Origin of the sequence: Streptomyces mirabilis, from assembly GCF_018310535.1 — a bacterium.
Classification (GTDB): domain Bacteria; phylum Actinomycetota; class Actinomycetes; order Streptomycetales; family Streptomycetaceae; genus Streptomyces.
On record NZ_CP074102.1, the window covers coordinates 4,194,389 to 4,211,640 of the forward strand.

At 68.2% G+C, this 17,252-nt stretch carries 14 protein-coding genes and 1 tRNA gene; 4 read left to right on the forward strand and 11 right to left on the reverse strand.

All coding sequences use genetic code 11. The features are described 5' to 3' along the window. Positions 1–25: 25 nt before the first annotated feature. The gene (locus tag SMIR_RS18515) at positions 26–1,426 is read right to left on the reverse strand and encodes a hypothetical protein (protein ID WP_248003008.1); all 1,401 of its coding nucleotides are present in this window, start codon (positions 1,424–1,426) and stop codon (positions 26–28) included. 168 nt (positions 1,427–1,594) lie between these two features. Then, positions 1,595–1,723, reverse strand: coding sequence for a DLW-39 family protein (locus SMIR_RS18520; RefSeq protein ID WP_003999697.1), 129 nt, complete (start codon positions 1,721–1,723; stop codon positions 1,595–1,597). A 348-nt stretch (positions 1,724–2,071) separates the two neighbouring features. Between SMIR_RS18520 and SMIR_RS18525 the strand changes: the two genes are divergently transcribed. Beyond that, positions 2,072–2,425, forward strand: coding sequence for a DUF6344 domain-containing protein (locus SMIR_RS18525; protein ID WP_168493578.1), 354 nt, complete (start codon positions 2,072–2,074; stop codon positions 2,423–2,425). A 332-nt stretch (positions 2,426–2,757) separates the two neighbouring features. Here the strand turns inward: SMIR_RS18525 and SMIR_RS18530 are convergent. The 9 genes from SMIR_RS18530 to dnaA form a co-directional block, all read right to left on the reverse strand. After that, positions 2,758–2,834, reverse strand: a tRNA-Ile gene (locus SMIR_RS18530). A gap of 112 nt (positions 2,835–2,946) precedes the next feature. After that, positions 2,947–3,738: a DUF3566 domain-containing protein gene (locus SMIR_RS18535; protein WP_168493576.1), complete on the reverse strand. Its 792-nt coding sequence runs from the start codon at positions 3,736–3,738 to the stop codon at positions 2,947–2,949. A gap of 18 nt (positions 3,739–3,756) precedes the next feature. After that, the gene (gene gyrA, locus SMIR_RS18540; RefSeq protein WP_168493574.1) at positions 3,757–6,351 is read right to left on the reverse strand and encodes a DNA gyrase subunit A; all 2,595 of its coding nucleotides are present in this window, start codon (positions 6,349–6,351) and stop codon (positions 3,757–3,759) included. A 42-nt stretch (positions 6,352–6,393) separates the two neighbouring features. Beyond that, positions 6,394–8,454 (reverse strand): DNA topoisomerase (ATP-hydrolyzing) subunit B, encoded by a 2,061-nt coding sequence (gene gyrB, locus SMIR_RS18545; RefSeq protein ID WP_211118757.1) that lies wholly within the window; start codon positions 8,452–8,454, stop codon positions 6,394–6,396. A gap of 365 nt (positions 8,455–8,819) precedes the next feature. Next, complete coding sequence (locus tag SMIR_RS18550) at positions 8,820–9,401, reverse strand: DciA family protein (RefSeq protein WP_168493570.1); 582 nt, start codon at positions 9,399–9,401, stop codon at positions 8,820–8,822. Next, on the reverse strand, positions 9,398–10,519 hold the full coding sequence (recF, locus tag SMIR_RS18555; RefSeq protein ID WP_168493568.1) for a DNA replication/repair protein RecF: 1,122 nt from the start codon (positions 10,517–10,519) through the stop codon (positions 9,398–9,400). The genes SMIR_RS18550 and recF overlap by 4 nt, the downstream gene beginning before the upstream one ends. A gap of 63 nt (positions 10,520–10,582) precedes the next feature. Beyond that, on the reverse strand, positions 10,583–11,458 hold the full coding sequence (gnd, locus tag SMIR_RS18560; protein WP_067376663.1) for a phosphogluconate dehydrogenase (NAD(+)-dependent, decarboxylating): 876 nt from the start codon (positions 11,456–11,458) through the stop codon (positions 10,583–10,585). A 188-nt stretch (positions 11,459–11,646) separates the two neighbouring features. Next, positions 11,647–12,777: a DNA polymerase III subunit beta gene (gene dnaN, locus SMIR_RS18565; RefSeq protein WP_168493566.1), complete on the reverse strand. Its 1,131-nt coding sequence runs from the start codon at positions 12,775–12,777 to the stop codon at positions 11,647–11,649. A 1,057-nt stretch (positions 12,778–13,834) separates the two neighbouring features. Next, positions 13,835–15,961: a chromosomal replication initiator protein DnaA gene (dnaA, locus tag SMIR_RS18570; RefSeq protein ID WP_212727181.1), complete on the reverse strand. Its 2,127-nt coding sequence runs from the start codon at positions 15,959–15,961 to the stop codon at positions 13,835–13,837. Between the two features lie 398 nt (positions 15,962–16,359). On the opposite strand from dnaA, the gene rpmH reads away from it, so the two are divergent. From rpmH to yidD, 3 genes are read left to right on the forward strand one after another with little or no spacing between them, the layout of a single operon-like run. Next, the gene (gene rpmH / locus SMIR_RS18575) at positions 16,360–16,497 is read left to right on the forward strand and encodes a 50S ribosomal protein L34 (RefSeq protein WP_006381191.1); all 138 of its coding nucleotides are present in this window, start codon (positions 16,360–16,362) and stop codon (positions 16,495–16,497) included. A 20-nt stretch (positions 16,498–16,517) separates the two neighbouring features. Continuing rightward, on the forward strand, positions 16,518–16,889 hold the full coding sequence (rnpA, locus tag SMIR_RS18580; RefSeq protein ID WP_075031495.1) for a ribonuclease P protein component: 372 nt from the start codon (positions 16,518–16,520) through the stop codon (positions 16,887–16,889). Further along, positions 16,886–17,251, forward strand: coding sequence for a membrane protein insertion efficiency factor YidD (yidD, locus tag SMIR_RS18585; RefSeq protein ID WP_054236429.1), 366 nt, complete (start codon positions 16,886–16,888; stop codon positions 17,249–17,251). Before rnpA ends, yidD begins: the two co-directional genes overlap by 4 nt. Position 17,252 lies beyond the last annotated feature (1 nt).

Genomic DNA, 17,252 nt, shown 5'->3' on the forward strand with positions numbered 1-17,252 from the left:
GTAAGCCCTGTCCCTCCTTGGTGGCTTACCAGCCGCGCGGCGTCGCCCGCCGTCGTGCGGCCACCGTCCACACCCCGAGCGCCAGCACCAGGACGCTCCCGGTGCCGATACCGCCCACGGCGACCAGCTTCATCGTGGTGCCGTCGTCGCTCCCGCCCCTTCCGGCAGGCACCATCCCACCGGTGGACGGCACGGAGTCACCGGTCGCGGAATCGAACGCGCCACGCGGTACGGCCCGCCCCGCGTACGCAGGGCCGCTCTGCGCGGCGCCGTCCACCCGTACGCGCAGGATCAGTCCGAACGGCCCGTCGCCGAACTTGTCGGCGACCTGCGCCGCGAGATGGACGACGAGATAGTACGAACCGGCGAACCGCATGCCGCCGGTCCGATCGTTGAAGGCGTAGCGGTTGTCGTACTCGACGGGCGGCAGCGGATCCAGAGCGGCGGACCGCTGGCTGCCGTCGTATCCCGCGCCCGTGTCGGTGACGAGTCCGCGCACGGGGTTGTAGAGGGACATGACGAGAGCCGTGCCCACGAATCCCTCGCCGCCGCTCGAACTGCCGAGTTCGGCGGTGGCGGAGAACTGCTGTCCCCAGTCGACCGGCACCTTGTAGAAGAGCGTCTGCCCGGGGCTGATCCCGTCCTTCCAGACTCCCTGTTCGAGGGCGCCTGCCGTGGTGAACCCCGCGCCGCCCCGGCGTGGCCGCGCGTCGCCCTGGAGGGCCTCGGGCGAGGCGGAGTTCCAGGTCTCAGGGGCACTGGTCGACCCCGCCTTCTTCAAACGGGGTTCGGACACATAGTTCAGTTCGAGGTCCCAGGCGTCGGGGGAGGAGGGCGGGGAGGCCGAGGAGGCGGATGCCGCGGTGCGCTCGACGACCACGTAGTACGTTCCGGCCGTCTGGCAGGCGTACTTGCCGGGGCCGATCTCGCGCGACGCCCAGGCGGCGATGGGGTGGGGGCTCTGGGAGGGGCCGAAGTGGGCGGTCGTAGAAGGGGAGCAACTGCCGCTGTTGCCATCCTGTACGGAGACCTTGACGCCGTCGGAGTAGGCGACCGTGGCACCGGGCCTGGGGACGGCGGTGGCGGCGATGTACGCGTTGGAGGTGGCGTCGAGCTCCAGGCGGTAATAGAGCTTGCCGTCCTTGCCGAGGGAACTGCGGTACGTCCGGCCGGGCTCCAGCCGTACGGCGTCCGTGGTGCCCGTGGCGCCCTGGACCGTCGTGGCGTCCTGGGCGAAGGCGTACGGCTTCGGTGTACCGGTCTCGGCTGCCGCGGCGGACCGCCCGGGCAGGGCCGCCGTCGCGCACAGGACCGTCGCCACGATCGCGAGCGGCCGACCGCCGTGCCACCATGCCGTGCGCCGCCCCATCACGCGCCACCCCTCGTCGTAGCCCCGGACCGTGGCCCATCCTGCCCCGCCGGTCACGGAGCCACCCCCGCTATCCGCACAAGCGGCCGAAACCGCCTGCCCAGAGGGCCGATATCTTCACTTACGCAATCAATTAATTTGCCAAAGCGAATCCAAAGCGGGTGGGCAATACAAAACCCCGACCGCGAGGGCGGTCGGGGTCTGATCTGAGACTGGTGTCGATTCTCACGAACCCGTGGGCACGGAGTCAGTCGCCTCCGTCCACAGATCCTGCTCGGCGCGATCCGCCTGGATCTGGCGGTACACGAGGAGCCCGCCGATGGCGGCCAGTGCGACCAGGAGAAGCTTCTTCACCGCGCGACCTCGTCTTTCGTTGACGTAGGGGACCTCTGGCGCCCGACTATACACACCGACCGATATCGATCGGTGACCTGCACCGACCCCCAACTGCCGCCCACCGGAGAGCAGTAGGAGCGGATCCGGCCGCTCCGGTCACGGTCGTATCGCACGGTGATCACACCTCGCACACAGTGACTTTCGGCACCCTCTCGCACCTTTCAGGCACTTTTCCGACCTCTTGCGTCCATCCGAGTGGTGTTGATCTGAACATCGACGCGCCACGGGCGTCGGTCCACCACTTCGCGGCCCACATACACATCATGAGGAAAGTACGCAAATCGCCTGACCCGAAAGTGAGGGGCCATGACCCAGAACAAGGTCATGAAGCTGTGGACCGCCATCGTCACCGTCTTCGTCGCGCTGTGCACGGCGCTCGGTTTCATCACGACCACCGCGGCCGCGGCGGTACCGCAGGCCGAAGCGACGCGCAACAGCACGGTCGCCGCGACAGTGCCGGCGATCTCTCCCTGGGCCGGTCCACACAGCCGGGCCCTGCCCCCCACCATGAAGCAACGCATCCGCGCCGAGGCCCACGGCTCCTCACCGAGCTGCCGGCACCGCCCGCCGACCGAGGCCACCGAGGCCGACCCGGCCGACCTCGCGTCGCTCTACGGCCCTGAGGCCCACACCGAGCCCGAGACCCGCCTCCAGCGCTGACCGGCGCGGCTCCGCCCCATCCCCCAGCTCCTCTCACCTGACGTAGCGGCGAACTTGCGTACACCGCCACCCACAGATCCGAAGGCCCGGCACCTCGAAAGAGCTGCCGGGCCTTCGCCGTGTCCGGCGCCTGGCCATGTCCGGCACCTCGTCGTCCCGGTCCGCACCGAGGAGTACGCGGCGTTGACGCTTGGACGAAGGGGGAAACCTGTAGCAACTCCCGTGATTCCCAGCCAAGAGCGCGGAGTAGTGACACTGAGGCGGCACCGGCGACTGATGTCGGCCGTAAATGCCAAAGACCCCCGGGTGTGATCACCCGGGGGTCTTTTGGTTGGTGGGGCTAACAGGATTTGAACCTGTGGCCTCATCCTTATCAGGGATGCGCTCTAACCAACTGAGCTATAGCCCCGCCGCGCTTTGCGGTGTGTGTCCCGCGCGCTGACCTCTGAACATTAGCGCACGACGCGGCCAGTCCCAAAATCGGTATCCCAGGCCTCCCGGCCGGGCCCGACGAGCTGCTGTTACTCGTCCTCGGCGAGGGTCAGCTCGATACCGCCGACGAAGCCCGCGGAAAGGTTGTAGATGAACGAGCCGAGCGTCGCGAGCGCCGTGGCGAGCACGACGTCGATGACCGCGATGATCGACGTGAACATCAGGACGTGCGGCAGGGAGAGGAACGACTGCAGGTCGAAGCCGTTCGACTCGTTCGAACCCGTCGCCTCGGAAATGGTGCCGCCGACCGTCGAGAAGACGCCCATCGCGTCCAGGACCATCCACAGCACCGCCGCCGCCACGATCGTGCAGATGCCGAGCGCGATGGAGAGCAGGAAGCTGACCTTCATCACCGACCAGGGGTCGGTCTTGGCCACCCGCAGCCGCGCCTTGCGGGTGCGGGGCGCGGTGCGCGCTCCGGTCCGCGGCCGGCGTACGGCGCCGGCCGGCGTCTGAGCCGGGTACGCCTGCGGCGGGTGGTACGGCTGCGCGGGCTGTTGCGGCTGCCGTTCCCCCGGCAACGCGGAGCCGGCCTCGGGAGCGGCCCCGGCAGGGGCCGCCGAGGCGGCTGAAGCGGCCGAAGGAGCCCCCGGTGGGGGCGTCGAAGCGGGCGCCGCGCCGGGCGCGGGCTTGGTCTTCGCCGAACCGGCCGCCGCCGGGCCCGCTCCGGCCGCGTACTGCTGGGCCTGCGGGCCTCGGGTGTCCGTCACAGTTCCCCCCTGGGATCCATGAGAGTCATGGGAGTCAGTCGCCTCCGCGGCGGAGCCACGGCCGCCGTCCGTATCCGTACCGGTCGATCCGGCGCCCGTGGCTCCGCTCACGATGACTCACTCCTCGCGCTACTCGGACGAGGACTGCTCGCCCTCGTCCGTACCGACGGCCTCGACGCCCTCGGCGATCTCGTCCTCGGCGATCTCGCCGTCGACTTCCTCCGCCTCGCGACCGGCCTCGGCGTTACGAGCGATGCCGACCACGGCATCGCGCTTGCCCAGGTTGATCAGTTGGACACCCATGGTGTCACGGCCCGTCTCCCTGACCTCGTTGACTCGCGTGCGAATCACACCGCCGGACAGGGTGATGGCGAGGATCTCGTCCGTCTCCTCGACCACCAGCGCGCCGACGAGGGACCCGCGGTCCTCGACGATCTTGGCGGCCTTGATACCGAGGCCACCACGACCCTGAACGCGGTACTCGTCAACGGCGGTCCGCTTCGCGTACCCGCCGTCCGTAGCAGTGAACACGAACGTACCGGGTCGAACAACATTCATCGAGAGCAGCTCGTCGCCCTCGCGGAAACTCATCCCCTTGACGCCCGAGGTCGCACGGCCCATCGGCCGCAGGGCGTCATCCGTCGCCGTGAACCTGATCGACTGCGCCTTCTTACTGATCAGCAGCAGATCGTCCTCGGCCGAGACGAGTTCGGCTCCGATCAGTTCGTCGTCGGAACCGTCCTCCGTCTCGCGGAGATTGATCGCGATGACACCGCCGGAGCGCGGGGAATCGTAATCCTTCAGAGGCGTCTTCTTCACGAGGCCGCCCTTGGTGGCCAGCACCAGATAAGGCACCGCCTCGTAGTCACGGATCGCGAGGATCTCGGCGATCGCCTCGTCCGGCTGGAAGGCCAGCAGGTTCGCGACGTGCTGTCCACGCGCGTCACGCCCGGCGTCCGGGAGCTCGTACGCCTTCGCGCGGTAGACGCGGCCCTTGTTGGTGAAGAACAGCAGCCAGTGGTGCGTCGTCGACACGAAGAAGTGGTCGACGATGTCGTCCTGCTTCAGCTTCGCGCCGCGTACGCCCTTGCCGCCCCGCTTCTGCGAGCGGTAGTCCTCGGTCTTGGTCCGCTTGATGTAGCCGCCACGCGTGATGGTGACGACGATGTCCTCTTCGGCGATCAGGTCCTCGATGGACATGTCACCGTCGAAGGGGACCAGCTTGGAGCGACGGTCCTCGCCGAACTTCTCGACGATCGCCGCGAGTTCCTCGCTGATGATGGAGCGCTGGCGCTCCGGCGAGGCGAGGATCGCGTTGTACTCGGTGATCTTCGCCTGGAGCTCGTCGTGCTCCTGGATGATCTTCTGACGCTCCAGGGCGGCCAGTCGGCGCAGCTGCATCTCGAGGATGGCGTTCGCCTGGATCTCGTCGATCTCCAGGAGGCCCATCAGGCCCTCGCGCGCGATCTCGACGGTGTCACTGCGCCGGATCAGCGCGATGACCTCGTCGATGGCGTCCAGGGCCTTCAGGAGGCCACGCAGGATGTGCGCGCGCTCCTCGGCCTTGCGCAGCCTGAAGCGCGTACGCCGGACGATGACCTCGATCTGGTGCGTCACCCAGTGGCGGATGAACGCGTCGAGCGACAGCGTGCGCGGGACGCCGTCCACCAGCGCCAGCATGTTGGCGCCGAAGTTCGACTGCAGATCGGTGTGCTTGTAGAGGTTGTTCAGGACGACCTTGGCGACCGCGTCGCGCTTCAGGACGATGACCAGCCGCTGGCCCGTACGGGACGAGGTCTCGTCGCGGACGTCGGCGATGCCCCCGACCTTGCCGTCCTTCACCAGGTCGGCGATCTTCTGCGCGAGGTTGTCGGGGTTGGTCTGGTAGGGAAGCTCGGTGACCACCAGGCACTGGCGGTTCTGGATCTCCTCGACCTCGACGACCGCGCGCATCGTGATGGAGCCACGGCCCGTGCGGTACGCCTCCTCGATGCCCTTTCGGCCCACTACAAGGGCACCGGTCGGGAAATCGGGGCCCTTGATGCGCTCGATCAGGGCGTCGAGCAGCTCCTCGTGGCTGGCCTCGGGGTTCTCGAGGTACCACTGGGCGCCGGCCGCGACCTCACGGAGGTTGTGCGGCGGGATGTTGGTGGCCATGCCGACCGCGATGCCCGCCGAACCGTTGATCAGCAGGTTCGGGAACCGGGCCGGCAGAACCGTCGGCTCCTGGTTGCGGCCGTCGTAGTTGTCCGTGAAGTCGACGGTCTCCTCGTCGATGTCACGGACCATCTCCATGGACAGCGGCGCCATCTTGCACTCGGTGTAGCGCATGGCGGCCGCGGGGTCGTTGCCCGGAGAGCCGAAGTTGCCGTTGGAGTCCACCAGCGGCATACGCATCGACCACGGCTGCGCGAGACGGACCAGCGCGTCGTAGATCGAGGAGTCGCCGTGCGGGTGGTAGGTGCCCATGACGTCGCCGACGACACGGGCGCACTTGTAGAAGCCCTTCTCGGGCCGGTAGCCGCCGTCGTACATGGCGTACAGGACGCGGCGGTGGACGGGCTTGAGGCCGTCCCGGACGTCGGGCAGCGCACGCGACACGATGACGGACATCGCGTAGTCGAGATACGAGCGCTGCATCTCCGTCTCGAGCCCGACGGGCTCGACGCGCAGGGTGATCTCGCCGCCTTCTTCAGGCGTGCTCGGAGTGTTCTCGTCGGCCATTGCTGGTGAAGATCCTTTCTGCTGCGGTCAGCTGAGACCGACTCAGATGTCGAGGAAGCGGACGTCCTTGGCATTGCGCTGGATGAACGCGCGGCGGGCCTCGACGTCCTCGCCCATGAGGACCGAGAACAGGTCGTCGGCCTGGGCGGCGTCGTCGAGCGTGACCTGGCCGAGGACCCGGTGCTCCTGGTCCATGGTCGTGATGCGCAGCTCCTCGGCGTTCATCTCGCCGAGGCCCTTGAAGCGCTGGACCGAGTCGTCGCGGATACGCTTGCCGGCCTGCTTGCCCAGCTCGATCAGCGCGTCGCGCTCACGGTCCGAGTACGCGTACTCGAAGTCGTCCCGGCCCCACTTGATCTTGTACAGCGGGGGACGCGACAGGAACACGTGCCCGGCCTCGACCAGCGGCCTCATGAAGCGGAAGAGGAAGGTCAGCAGCAGGGTGTTGATGTGCTGGCCGTCGACGTCGGCGTCCGCCATCAGGATGATCTTGTGATAGCGGAGCTTCTCGATGTCGAAGTCCTCGTGGACCCCGGTGCCGAAGGCCGAGATCAGTGCCTGGATCTCCTGGTTCTGCAGGATCTTGTCGATCCGCGCCTTCTCGACGTTGAGGATCTTGCCTCGGATCGGGAGGATCGCCTGGTACTGCGGGTTGCGGCCGGACTTGGCCGAGCCGCCGGCGGAGTCACCCTCGACGATGAAGATCTCGCACTTGGTGGGATCGTTCGACTGGCAGTCGGACAGCTTGCCCGGCAGGGACGCCGTCTCCAGGAGGCCCTTGCGGCGGGTGAGGTCGCGGGCCTTGCGGGCCGCCACGCGCGCGGTGGCCGCCTGGATGGACTTGCGGACGATGTCCGCGGCCTCGTTCGGGTTGCGGTCCAGCCAGTCGTTGAGGTGCTCGTAGACGGCCTTCTGGACGAAGGTCTTCGCCTCCGTGTTGCCCAGCTTGGTCTTGGTCTGGCCCTCGAACTGGGGCTCGCTCAGCTTGACCGAGATGATCGCGGTCAGACCCTCGCGGATGTCGTCACCGGTGAGGTTGTCGTCCTTCTCACGCAGCAGCTTCTTGTCGCGCGCGTACTTGTTGATCAGCGAGGTCAGCGCCGCACGGAAGCCCTCCTCGTGCGTACCGCCCTCGTGGGTGTGGATGATGTTGGCGAAGGAGTACACGCCCTCGCTGTAGCCGCTGTTCCACTGCATCGCGACCTCGAGGGACAGGCTCTTGTCCTTGTCCTCGGCCTCGAGATCGATGACGGTGGGGTGCACCACGTCTCCCTTACGGGAGTTCAGGTACTTCACGAAGTCGACGATGCCGCCCTCGTAGTGGTACGTGACGGTCTTGACCTCGGCCTTCTCGTCCGCACCCGCCTCGTCCGCACCGGCCGTGGCCTTCGCCGACTCGCGCTCATCAGTGAGTTTGATCGTCAAACCCTTGTTGAGGAACGCCATCTCCTGGAAGCGCCGCGAGAGCGTCTCGAAGGAGTACTCGGTCGTCTCGAAGATGTCACTGTCGGCCCAGAAGGTGACCGAGGTACCGGTCTCGTCGGTGGCCTCGTGCTCGACGAGAGGGGCGGTCGGGACGCCCATCTTGTAGTCCTGCGTCCAGCGGCGTCCGTCGGTCTTGACCTCGACGGAGACCTTGCTCGACAGGGCGTTCACGACGGAGACGCCGACGCCGTGCAGACCACCGGAGACCGCGTAGCCGCCGCCACCGAACTTGCCGCCCGCGTGCAGGACCGTCAGCACGACCTCGAGGGCCGGCTTCCCTTCGGAGGGGACGATGCCCACGGGGATGCCGCGGCCGTTGTCCACGACACGCACGCCGCCGTCGGCGAGGATGGTGATGTCGATCGTGTCCGCGTGGCCGGCCAGCGCCTCGTCGACGGAGTTGTCGACGACCTCGTACACGAGGTGGTGCAGTCCGCGCTCGCCGGTCGAGCCGATGTACATACCGGGTCGCTTGCGAACCGCGTCCAGACCCTCGAGGACGGTGATGGCGCTGGCGTCGTACGAGGCTGTGACCTCGCCGTTCGAGGTCGTGGCCTCGGCGTTGTCGCCGGCGTCGGTGGACGGGGTGTTCTCGTTGGGGTTGCCGGAATCGGCCACGAAGCGCCCTTTCTGGCACAGCACAAGCCAAGCTCGTCGGCGGGTTGCCGGAGCGGCTGCGGCACGTTGCGTTGGTAAGCCTTGATCAGCGTTGCTCAGCTTTTCCCGGACGGTCCCCGCAAGCGGGGCGGGATTAGCTTCCAGTCTACCGGTAGCGCCGACAGTGATGGGGGTTTGCCGGTACCTGAGTCCGCATGTGCCGCCCTGAACCGGTCTCTCCCGACTCCCCATATGTGGACCCGGGCTCAAAGAGGCTTACAGCGGCACTCAGCGCTTCCGGGTGTCAACCCTTGGCTACCGCGGAGTCAGGTCGGTGTTCGCAACCGCGTGCACTCCCGCGCAGGGGCCACTCGATGTGGCCTCTGTCACCCGTAGGTGTCGCCGGGACCCGTGCTTCCAGGGGCGCGCAGGGGGCCGAAGCGGCGCGCGGGACCGCCGGGGCCCTGCACCTTGATCAGTCGCACCGTGCCGTGCCCGAGGTCCTGGTTCAGCCGCGCGACCACCTGCGGAGCGAGCAGCCGCAACTGGGTGGCCCAGGCGGTCGAGTCGCACTGCACGGTCAGCACCCGTTCGTCCTCGTCGTACTTCTGCGGGACGCAGTGCTTGGCCAGATCCTCGCCGACGATCTGCGGCCAGCGGCCCATCACACCGCCCACCGCGGCCGGGGTCTCCCAGCCGCGCTCGGTGAGCAGCCGGTTGATCGCGGCGCCGAGCGCCATCGGATCACGCCCGTCGGCGCGCGCGCCGGAGCGCAGGCCGCCGCGCCGCGCCTGCTTCTTCTGCTGTGCCGCGTCCCCCCGCGCGCGTGCCTGCTCCTTCGCGGCGCGCAACGCCACGCGCGCGAGGTCGACGCCGGAGTGCTCGGGGGTCTTCTTGGAGGCCGTCTCCGGGCCTTTCTCCGGGGCTCCCTCGGAGGCGGCCGATTCGCCGGATGTGTTCTCCGTCATACCCGCTCCACCGTGCCCTCGGAGACTGCGTACCGCGTCCCCGTCAGTACGACCGGTACGTCGTCGTCGACCGCGGCCGTCACGAGGACCTGCTCGCCGGGAGCGACGAGTTCCGCGAGGCGCTCTCTTCTGCGGCTGTCCAGTTCGGCGAAGACGTCGTCGAGGACCAGCACCGGTTCATTGCCCTCGGCCCTCAGGAGGTCGTACGAGGCCAGGCGCAGCGCCAGCGCGTACGACCAGGACTCGCCGTGGGAGGCGTACCCCTTGGCGGGCAGCTGACCGAGTTTGAGGACCACATCGTCCCGATGGGGTCCTACGAGGGTCACGCCCCGCTCGATCTCCTGCTTGCGGACCTCGGCGAGAGCCGCCATCACCTGCTCGTACAGGTCCTCGCGGGTGTGCGCCTCGCCGGGCGCGGACGGCTTGTACTCCAGGGCGACGGGTCCGCCGCCGGGGGCCAGCTGCTCGTACGCCTTGTCGGCCAGCGGCTGGATCGCGGCGACCAGGTCGAGCCGCTGGGCGAGCAGTTCGGCGCCCACGCGCGCGAGGTGCTGGTCCCACACGTCGAGCGTGGAGAGGTCCATGGTGCGGCCGCCGTGACGGCGGGCCAGCGCGGCCGACTTCAGGAGAGTGTTGCGCTGCTTGAGGACCCGCTCGTAGTCGGAGCGGACGCCCGCCATCCGCGGGGAGCGTGCGGTGATCAGTTCGTCGAGGAAGCGGCGCCGCTCACCGGGGTCGCCCTTGATCAGCGCGAGATCCTCGGGCGCGAACAGCACGGTCCGCACGATGCCGAGCACATCACGGGGTCTGACCTGCGAGGACCTGTTGATGCGGGCACGGTTGGCCTTGCCGGGGTTCAGCTCGAGCTCGACGAGCTGCTGGCGTTCGCCCTGACGGACATTGGCCCGGATGATCGCCCGGTCGGCGCCCATGCGCACCAGCGGCGCGTCGGAGGAGACGCGGTGGCTGCCGAGGGTCGCGAGATAGCCGACCGCCTCGACCAGATTCGTCTTGCCCTGTCCGTTGGGGCCCACGAACGCGGTGACGCCCGGGTCGAGCGGGACCTCGACCCGGGCGTACGAGCGGAAGTCGGCCAGCGACAGATGCGTGACGTGCATGGTCGTTCGCCGACCTCCCCCAGGGTTGTGGATCCACCGCCGCACGGCCTGTGGATCTGTGGATTACTTCGTCTCGACCGCGTGGCCGCCGAACTGGTTGCGCAGCGCCGCGACCATCTTCATCTGCGGCGAGTCCTCCTGCCGCGAGGCGAACCGCGCGAACAGCGACGCGGTGATCGCGGGCAGCGGCACCGCGTGGTCGATGGCGGCTTCCACAGTCCAGCGGCCCTCGCCGGAGTCCTGTGCGTAACCGCGCAGCTTCTCCAGGTGCTCGTCCTCGTCCAGGGCGTTAACCGCCAGGTCCAGCAGCCAGGAACGGATGACCGTGCCTTCCTGCCAGGAGCGGAAGACCTCGCGCACGTCGGTGACGGAGTGGACCTTCTCCAGGAGCTCCCAGCCCTCGGCGTAGGCCTGCATCATGGCGTACTCGATGCCGTTGTGGACCATCTTGGAGAAGTGGCCGGCGCCGACCTTGCCGGCGTGCACCGCGCCGAAGTCGCCCTCCGGCTTGAGTGCCTCGAAGATCGGCTGCACCTTGGCGATGTTCTCGGCGTCGCCGCCGTACATCAGCGCATAGCCGTTCTCCAGGCCCCAGACGCCGCCGGAGACGCCGCAGTCGACGAAACCGATGCCCTTGGCGGCCAGCTCCTCCGCGTGCTTCTCGTCGTCCGTCCAGCGGGAGTTGCCGCCGTCCACGACGACGTCACCGGGCTCCAGGAGCTCGCCGAGCTGGTCGACGGTGGACTGCGTGGCGGCACCGGCCGGGACCATCACCCACACCACGCGCGGACCCTTGAGCTTGCCCACAAGCTCTTCCAGGCTGTGGACATCGGCGAGGTCCGGGTTGCGGTCGTATCCGATGACGGTGTGGCCTGCGCGGCGAATCCGCTCGCGCATGTTGCCGCCCATCTTGCCGAGGCCGACGAGACCGAGCTCCATCAGGTTGTTCCTTAGGTTTGCGACGTGGCGTGAGGGCACTTTCGTACCTGTGTCTGAGCCTAAACCCGGACGCTCACGCACACCTGTGGGCATAGCCGCTCAGGCGTACACCCCACCTGTGGATGCGCCCGCCGGACGACCGGGCCGATCAGACCGACCGTCCGGCGGGCCCGGTGGGCTCACATCGCTCAGCCGCTCAGACGCACCGGCATGATCAGGTACTTGTAGGCCTCGTCTGCCTCGGCGTCCACGGCGGGCCTGCCGCTCAGCAGCGCGGGCTTCGTGGACGTCGTGAAGGAGAGCTGCGCCACCGGTGAGTCGATGGCGCTCAGGCCGTCGAGCAGGAACGTCGGGTTGAAGGCGATCGAGACGTCGTCACCCTCCAACTGTGCGTCGACCCTTTCCACAGCCTGTGCGTCGTCGCTGGAGCCCGCCTCCAGGATCAGCACGCCCTGCTCGAAGCTCAGACGCACCGGGGTGTTGCGCTCGGCGACCAGGGCCACACGCTTGACGGCCTCCACGAAGGGGGCGGTCTCGATCACGGCGATGGAGTTGAACTCCGTCGGGAACAGCGAGCGGTACTTCGGCAGGTCGCCCTCCAGCAGGCGGGTGGTCGTACGCCGACCCGCGCCCTCGAAGCCGATCAGGCCCTCGCCGGCGCCCGAGCCGGACAGCGCCAGGATCACGCTGTCGCCGCTCGTGAGGGCCTTGGCGGTGTCCAGGAGCGTCTTGGCGGGCACCAGGGCCACCGCGGACGCCTCGGGGTTCTCCGGCTTCCACAGGAACTCACGGACCGCGAAGCGGTAGCGGTCGGTGGAGGCCAGGGTGACCGTGTCGCCCTCGATCTCGATGCGCACACCGGTGAGCACGGGCAGCGTGTCGTCACGGCCCGCCGCGATGGCCACCTGGGCGGCCGCCGAGGCGAAGACCTCACCGGGGACGGTGCCGGTCGCCGACGGCATCTGCGGCAGCGCCGGGTACTCCTCCACAGGGAGTGTGTGGAGTGTGAATCGCGAGGAGCCGCAGACCACGGTCGCCCGTACACCGTCTGTGGAAATCTCCACCGGCCTGTTGGGGAGGGCGCGGCAGATGTCCGCGAGCAGGCGGCCGGAGACGAGGACCGTGCCCTCCTCGTCGACCTCCGCGTCCACGGAGACGCGTGCCGAGACCTCGTAGTCGAAGCTGGAGAGGCTCAGGGCGCCCTCCTCGGCCTTCAGAAGGAGGCCGGCGAGCACAGGCGCCGGCGGACGGGCCGGGAGGCTGCGTGCCGCCCAGGCCACTGCCTCCGCGAGTACGTCGCGTTCCACCCGGATCTTCACCGTTGCCGCCTCCGTCTGTTGCCGGCGCTCTCGCCCTGCTGGCCTTCGTCGTCTGACTCGGTGTCGTTCGGCCCTGTGGCGGGAAGGACACCGGGGACCAGTCTGACGCACCGCGCTGACAGTCGGTGCCCCTCGGGGTCAAGTCGTGCCGAGCGGCACCTGAGCCTCCGAGAGCGAGTTGTGCACAGCCCCGTCTTCGAAACGATTCCCAGCCTCTATCTAGTTGGTCTTAGTAGTAGGGGCTGTGGAAACCGTGGATAACCGCGTTTTCGCAGGTCAGCAGGGATTTTTTGTCCACTGACCCTGTGGGCGGAGGCGGTGGACAACCGGGGGTCTCTGTGGACGACGAAAAGTTCTGCACACTCGATGCACAGCCTCGGGCCACTTCTCCCCAGATCCGTCCCCAGCTTTACCCACGTTCCCCACAGGCCAATCCGGCACCTTGGTGTGACGCCTTTCACTCGACACGGTGATCGGGCGCGTCACGTTGCCGAACAGTGGACAGGGGTGTGGAGAAGCTGGGGATGGCTGGGGACAACCGGCTCCAGCCTGTGGGTCGTCGGTGGACAACTTCGTGCACACCCTGTGGATCTTTTCTTCGTCCACAGTCTGTGGAGAGTCTTCGTCCACGAATCCACAGGGGGCTGACCTGGTCTGATGGTCTTTCAACAGCGGCCCCTGTGGACACGATCGGGAAAACTTTGGGGTCCCCAGGGTGTGGACGCCAGAAAGTCACCGAATCTGTGGAGGGTGGCCGTAACCAGGCCCGTATTCGAACAGCTGATGTCGTTCCGGTAGCGGTGAAACGAGAGCCGACGGCCTCGGAACGGGCCTCAGAAGCTCTCTGAGCCCCCTTGGGACGAGCCTCAGAAGCTCTCGGAGGCCCCTCGGAGCGAGGTCCAGAACCTTCCGGGGCTCTCTCGGAGCGGGTGCCGGAAGCTCTGCGACGGCTGCCGGAATCCCTCTCGGCGCGCATGCGAGCTCCGCGGACCAGAACAGCGAAAGGCGCCCTCGGGACGTGTCCCGGGGCGCCCTCGGCGGCGTACCGCCGCGCCTGTCAGCCGTTCTTGATGCGGTTGGTGAGCTCGGTGACCTGGTTGTAGATGGAGCGGCGCTCGGCCATCAGCGCGCGGATCTTGCGGTCGGCGTGCATGACGGTCGTGTGGTCGCGGCCGCCGAACTGCGCGCCGATCTTCGGCAGCGAGAGATCGGTGAGCTCGCGGCACAGGTACATGGCGATCTGCCGCGCGGTCACCAGGACGCGACTGCGTGAGGACCCGCACAGGTCGTCCACCGTGAGGCCGAAGTAGTCCGCGGTGGCCGCCATGATCGCGGTTGCGGTGATCTCCGGCGCGGAGTCCTCGCCGCCCGGGATCAGGTCCTTCAGGACGATCTCCGTCAGTCCGAGATCCACCGGCTGCCGGTTGAGCGACGCGAACGCCGTCACCCGGATCAGCGCGCCCTCCAGCTCACGAATGTTGCGCGAGATCCGGGACGCGATGAACTCGAGCACCTCCGGCGGAGCGTTGAGCTGTTCCTGCACCGCCTTCTTGCGAAGGATGGCGATACGGGTCTCCAGCTCGGGCGGCTGGACGTCCGTGATCAGCCCCCACTCGAAACGGTTCCGCAGCCGGTCCTCCAGGGTCACCAGCTGCTTGGGCGGCCGGTCGCTGGAGAGCACGATCTGCTTGTTCGCGTTGTGGAGCGTGTTGAAGGTGTGGAAGAACTCCTCCTGCGTCGACTCCTTGTCCGCCAGGAACTGGATGTCGTCGACCAGCAGGATGTCCATCTCGCGGTACCGCTTGCGGAAGCTGTCGCCCTTGCCGTCGCGGATGGAGTTGATGAACTCGTTGGTGAACTCCTCGGAGCTCACGTACCGCACACGCGTGCCCGGGTAGAGGCTGCGCGCGTAGTGCCCGATCGCGTGCAGCAAGTGTGTCTTGCCGAGACCCGACTCCCCATAGATGAAGAGCGGGTTGTACGCCTTCGCGGGCGCCTCGGCGACAGCGACCGCGGCGGCGTGCGCGAAGCGGTTGGAGGCGCCGATGACGAACGTGTCGAAGAGGTACTTCGGGTTGAGGCGCGCGGTGGGCTCGCCCGGACCGGACGCCGGCGCGGGCTTCGCGCCCAGCGGGCCGGGCGCGCCGCTGGAGGACGGCAGCGAGGAGCCGCCGCGATGCAGCGGCGCACCGCCCGAGGACGGCTCCTGGAGGTCGCGGCGGTCGGGGCGCTCGTACTCGGAGCGCGGCTGGTCGTAGTCCTGGCGCTGTTGCTCGTAGGGCGGCCGCTCCATCGACTGCGGCCGGTAGTCCTGCGAGGGCGAGGCATACGGGTCGCGGTCGGGGAAGCCGAGGCGCTGCTGCTGCCAGCCGTAGTCGTCCTGGGCGTGCCGCGGCCAGGCGCCGGGCTCGGGGCGCTGATAGTCCGGGTAGGCGGGGCGGGCGGTCGGCAGGTGGTCCGCGCGGGACGAGGGCAGCTGGTCGGAGCGGCCGGGCGGCAGCTGGTCGCCGGGGGCGCCCGGGAGCTGGTCGGAGCGACCGCCTCGGTGATCACCCCGGTGGTCTTCGGCACGGTGGCGGCCGTACCCCTCGTATCCGTCGCGGCGCTGTGCGTCATAGGGGTTGCGCTCGTCACGGCCCGGGGAGTCGTAGCCGCCCCGGTCTTCGCGGCTCTGGGAGTCGTAACCGTGGCGCTCGTCACGGCCCTGGCCGCCGTAGCTGTTGCGGTCCTCGCCGCCCTGGCCGCCGCCGTAGCCGCTCCGGTCCTCGCCGCCCTGGCCGCCGTAGGGGTTTCGCTCGTCGCCGCCCTGACCGTCGTAAGCGTCACGGCCCTGGCCCGATCCTGAGGGGAGCTCGGGCTCCTCGTACCGAGGCTGGGGGGCGGGCGGCGTCGGAGGCTGGGGTTCCCCGGCCGAGTCGTCGACGGTGATCGCGATGCGGATCGGGCGGCCGCACTCGCGGCTCAGCGTGTCGCTGACGATCGGTGCGAGACGTCCTTCGAGGACGCCCTTCGCGAATTCGTTCGGAACCGCGAGCAGCGCGGTGTCCGCGACCAGCGCCAGCGGCTGGCAGCGCTTGATCCAGTGCTCGTCCTTCGCCTCCACACCCTGACCGCGGCCCTCACCGAGGAGCTGTTCCAGTACTCGTGGCCACACTGCGGCAAGATCGGCAGGTACGTCAGCCACAGGGCACGCTCTCTCATGGGTCCCACGAACGTGTGGTTCTGGGAACAGGTTGGGAAGTCAGTCGGGTGGGGCGGTGGGAACAAATCCGCTGGGGCGGTGGGAAGGGAACGAATCGGAGTTCAGCCACGGTAGTCAGGGCGACCGCTGCGGTTCAAGTTGTTGTCCCCAGCCTGTGGACAGTGTCTCCCGCCAGGAGCTGGTTTGACCGGATGGCGTAGCCGCGCGTACCGTAACCAGGTCGAGTTGTCGATGGCTGCTGCCGCCTGCCTCCGATGGGCACAGATCGCGAAGAGTGATCGGGAAGCGGTGCACTCGGGCGTAATACGAGCTACCTCGTGGGCGCACGGTGACAGCCAGGACGGCACCCCGCCACCACCGATTCTTTCTGGAGCCCCCGAGTGAGCAAGCGCACCTTCCAGCCGAACAACCGTCGTCGCGCCAAGACCCACGGCTTCCGCCTGCGGATGCGCACCCGTGCCGGCCGCGCGATTCTCGCGAACCGCCGTGGCAAGGGTCGCGCCAGCCTGTCCGCCTGATAGCAACAGGTCATGACGTCGTGCTGCCTACCGAGCATCGGCTGAGGCGGCGCGAGGACTTCGCGACCGCGGTACGCCGAGGACGCCGGGCCGGACGCCCGCTCCTCGTCGTCCATCTACGTAGCGGTGCAACGGACCCGCACGCGCCTGGGGAGAGCGCTCCCCCGACGCGTGCGGGTTTCGTCGTGAGCAAGGCCGTGGGTGGAGCGGTTGTCCGCAACAAGGTGAAGCGCAGACTTCGCCATCTGATGCGTGACCGAGTCGCCCAGTTGCCCCCCGGTAGCCTGGTAGTCGTACGAGCGCTGCCCGGTGCGGGCGACGCCGACCATGAACAGCTGGCCCGAGACCTGGATGCCGCCCTTCAGCGGCTACTGGGAGGGGGCGCGCGATGAAGTACCCGCTGCTGGCTCTTATCAAGCTGTACCAGTGGACGATCAGCCCGCTGCTCGGGCCGGTGTGCAAGTACTACCCGTCGTGCTCCCACTACGGCTACCAAGCCATCGACCGGCACGGTGCGATCAAGGGAACGGCACTCACCGCCTGGCGCATCCTCCGGTGCAATCCGTGGTCGCTGGGCGGCGTGGACCATGTTCCGCCGCGCAAGCGTCCGCGGTGGCACGAAATGCTGCGTAACGCCTGGCGCGCACGCAAGGGCGGGAACTCCGCCGCCGAACCGGCCATTGAGGGTCATGGAATGTCCGACCATCCCTCGAGCCCGGCCGCCGAGACCCCGTCCCATGCTCAAGGAGCCTGAT

Bases quoted from the DNA above. Each gene is read 5' to 3' on its own strand.
- SMIR_RS18525 (WP_168493578.1), top strand. From the start codon at position 2,072: ATGACCCAGAACAAGGTCATGAAGCTGTGGACCGCCATCGTCACCGTC.
- gyrA (WP_168493574.1), bottom strand. From the start codon at position 6,351: ATGGCCGACGAGAACACTCCGAGCACGCCTGAAGAAGGCGGCGAGATC.
- SMIR_RS18550 (WP_168493570.1), bottom strand. From the start codon at position 9,401: ATGACGGAGAACACATCCGGCGAATCGGCCGCCTCCGAGGGAGCCCCG.
- recF (WP_168493568.1), bottom strand. From the start codon at position 10,519: ATGCACGTCACGCATCTGTCGCTGGCCGACTTCCGCTCGTACGCCCGG.
- gnd (WP_067376663.1), bottom strand. From the start codon at position 11,458: ATGGAGCTCGGTCTCGTCGGCCTCGGCAAGATGGGCGGCAACATGCGC.
- yidD (WP_054236429.1), top strand. From the start codon at position 16,886: ATGAAGTACCCGCTGCTGGCTCTTATCAAGCTGTACCAGTGGACGATC.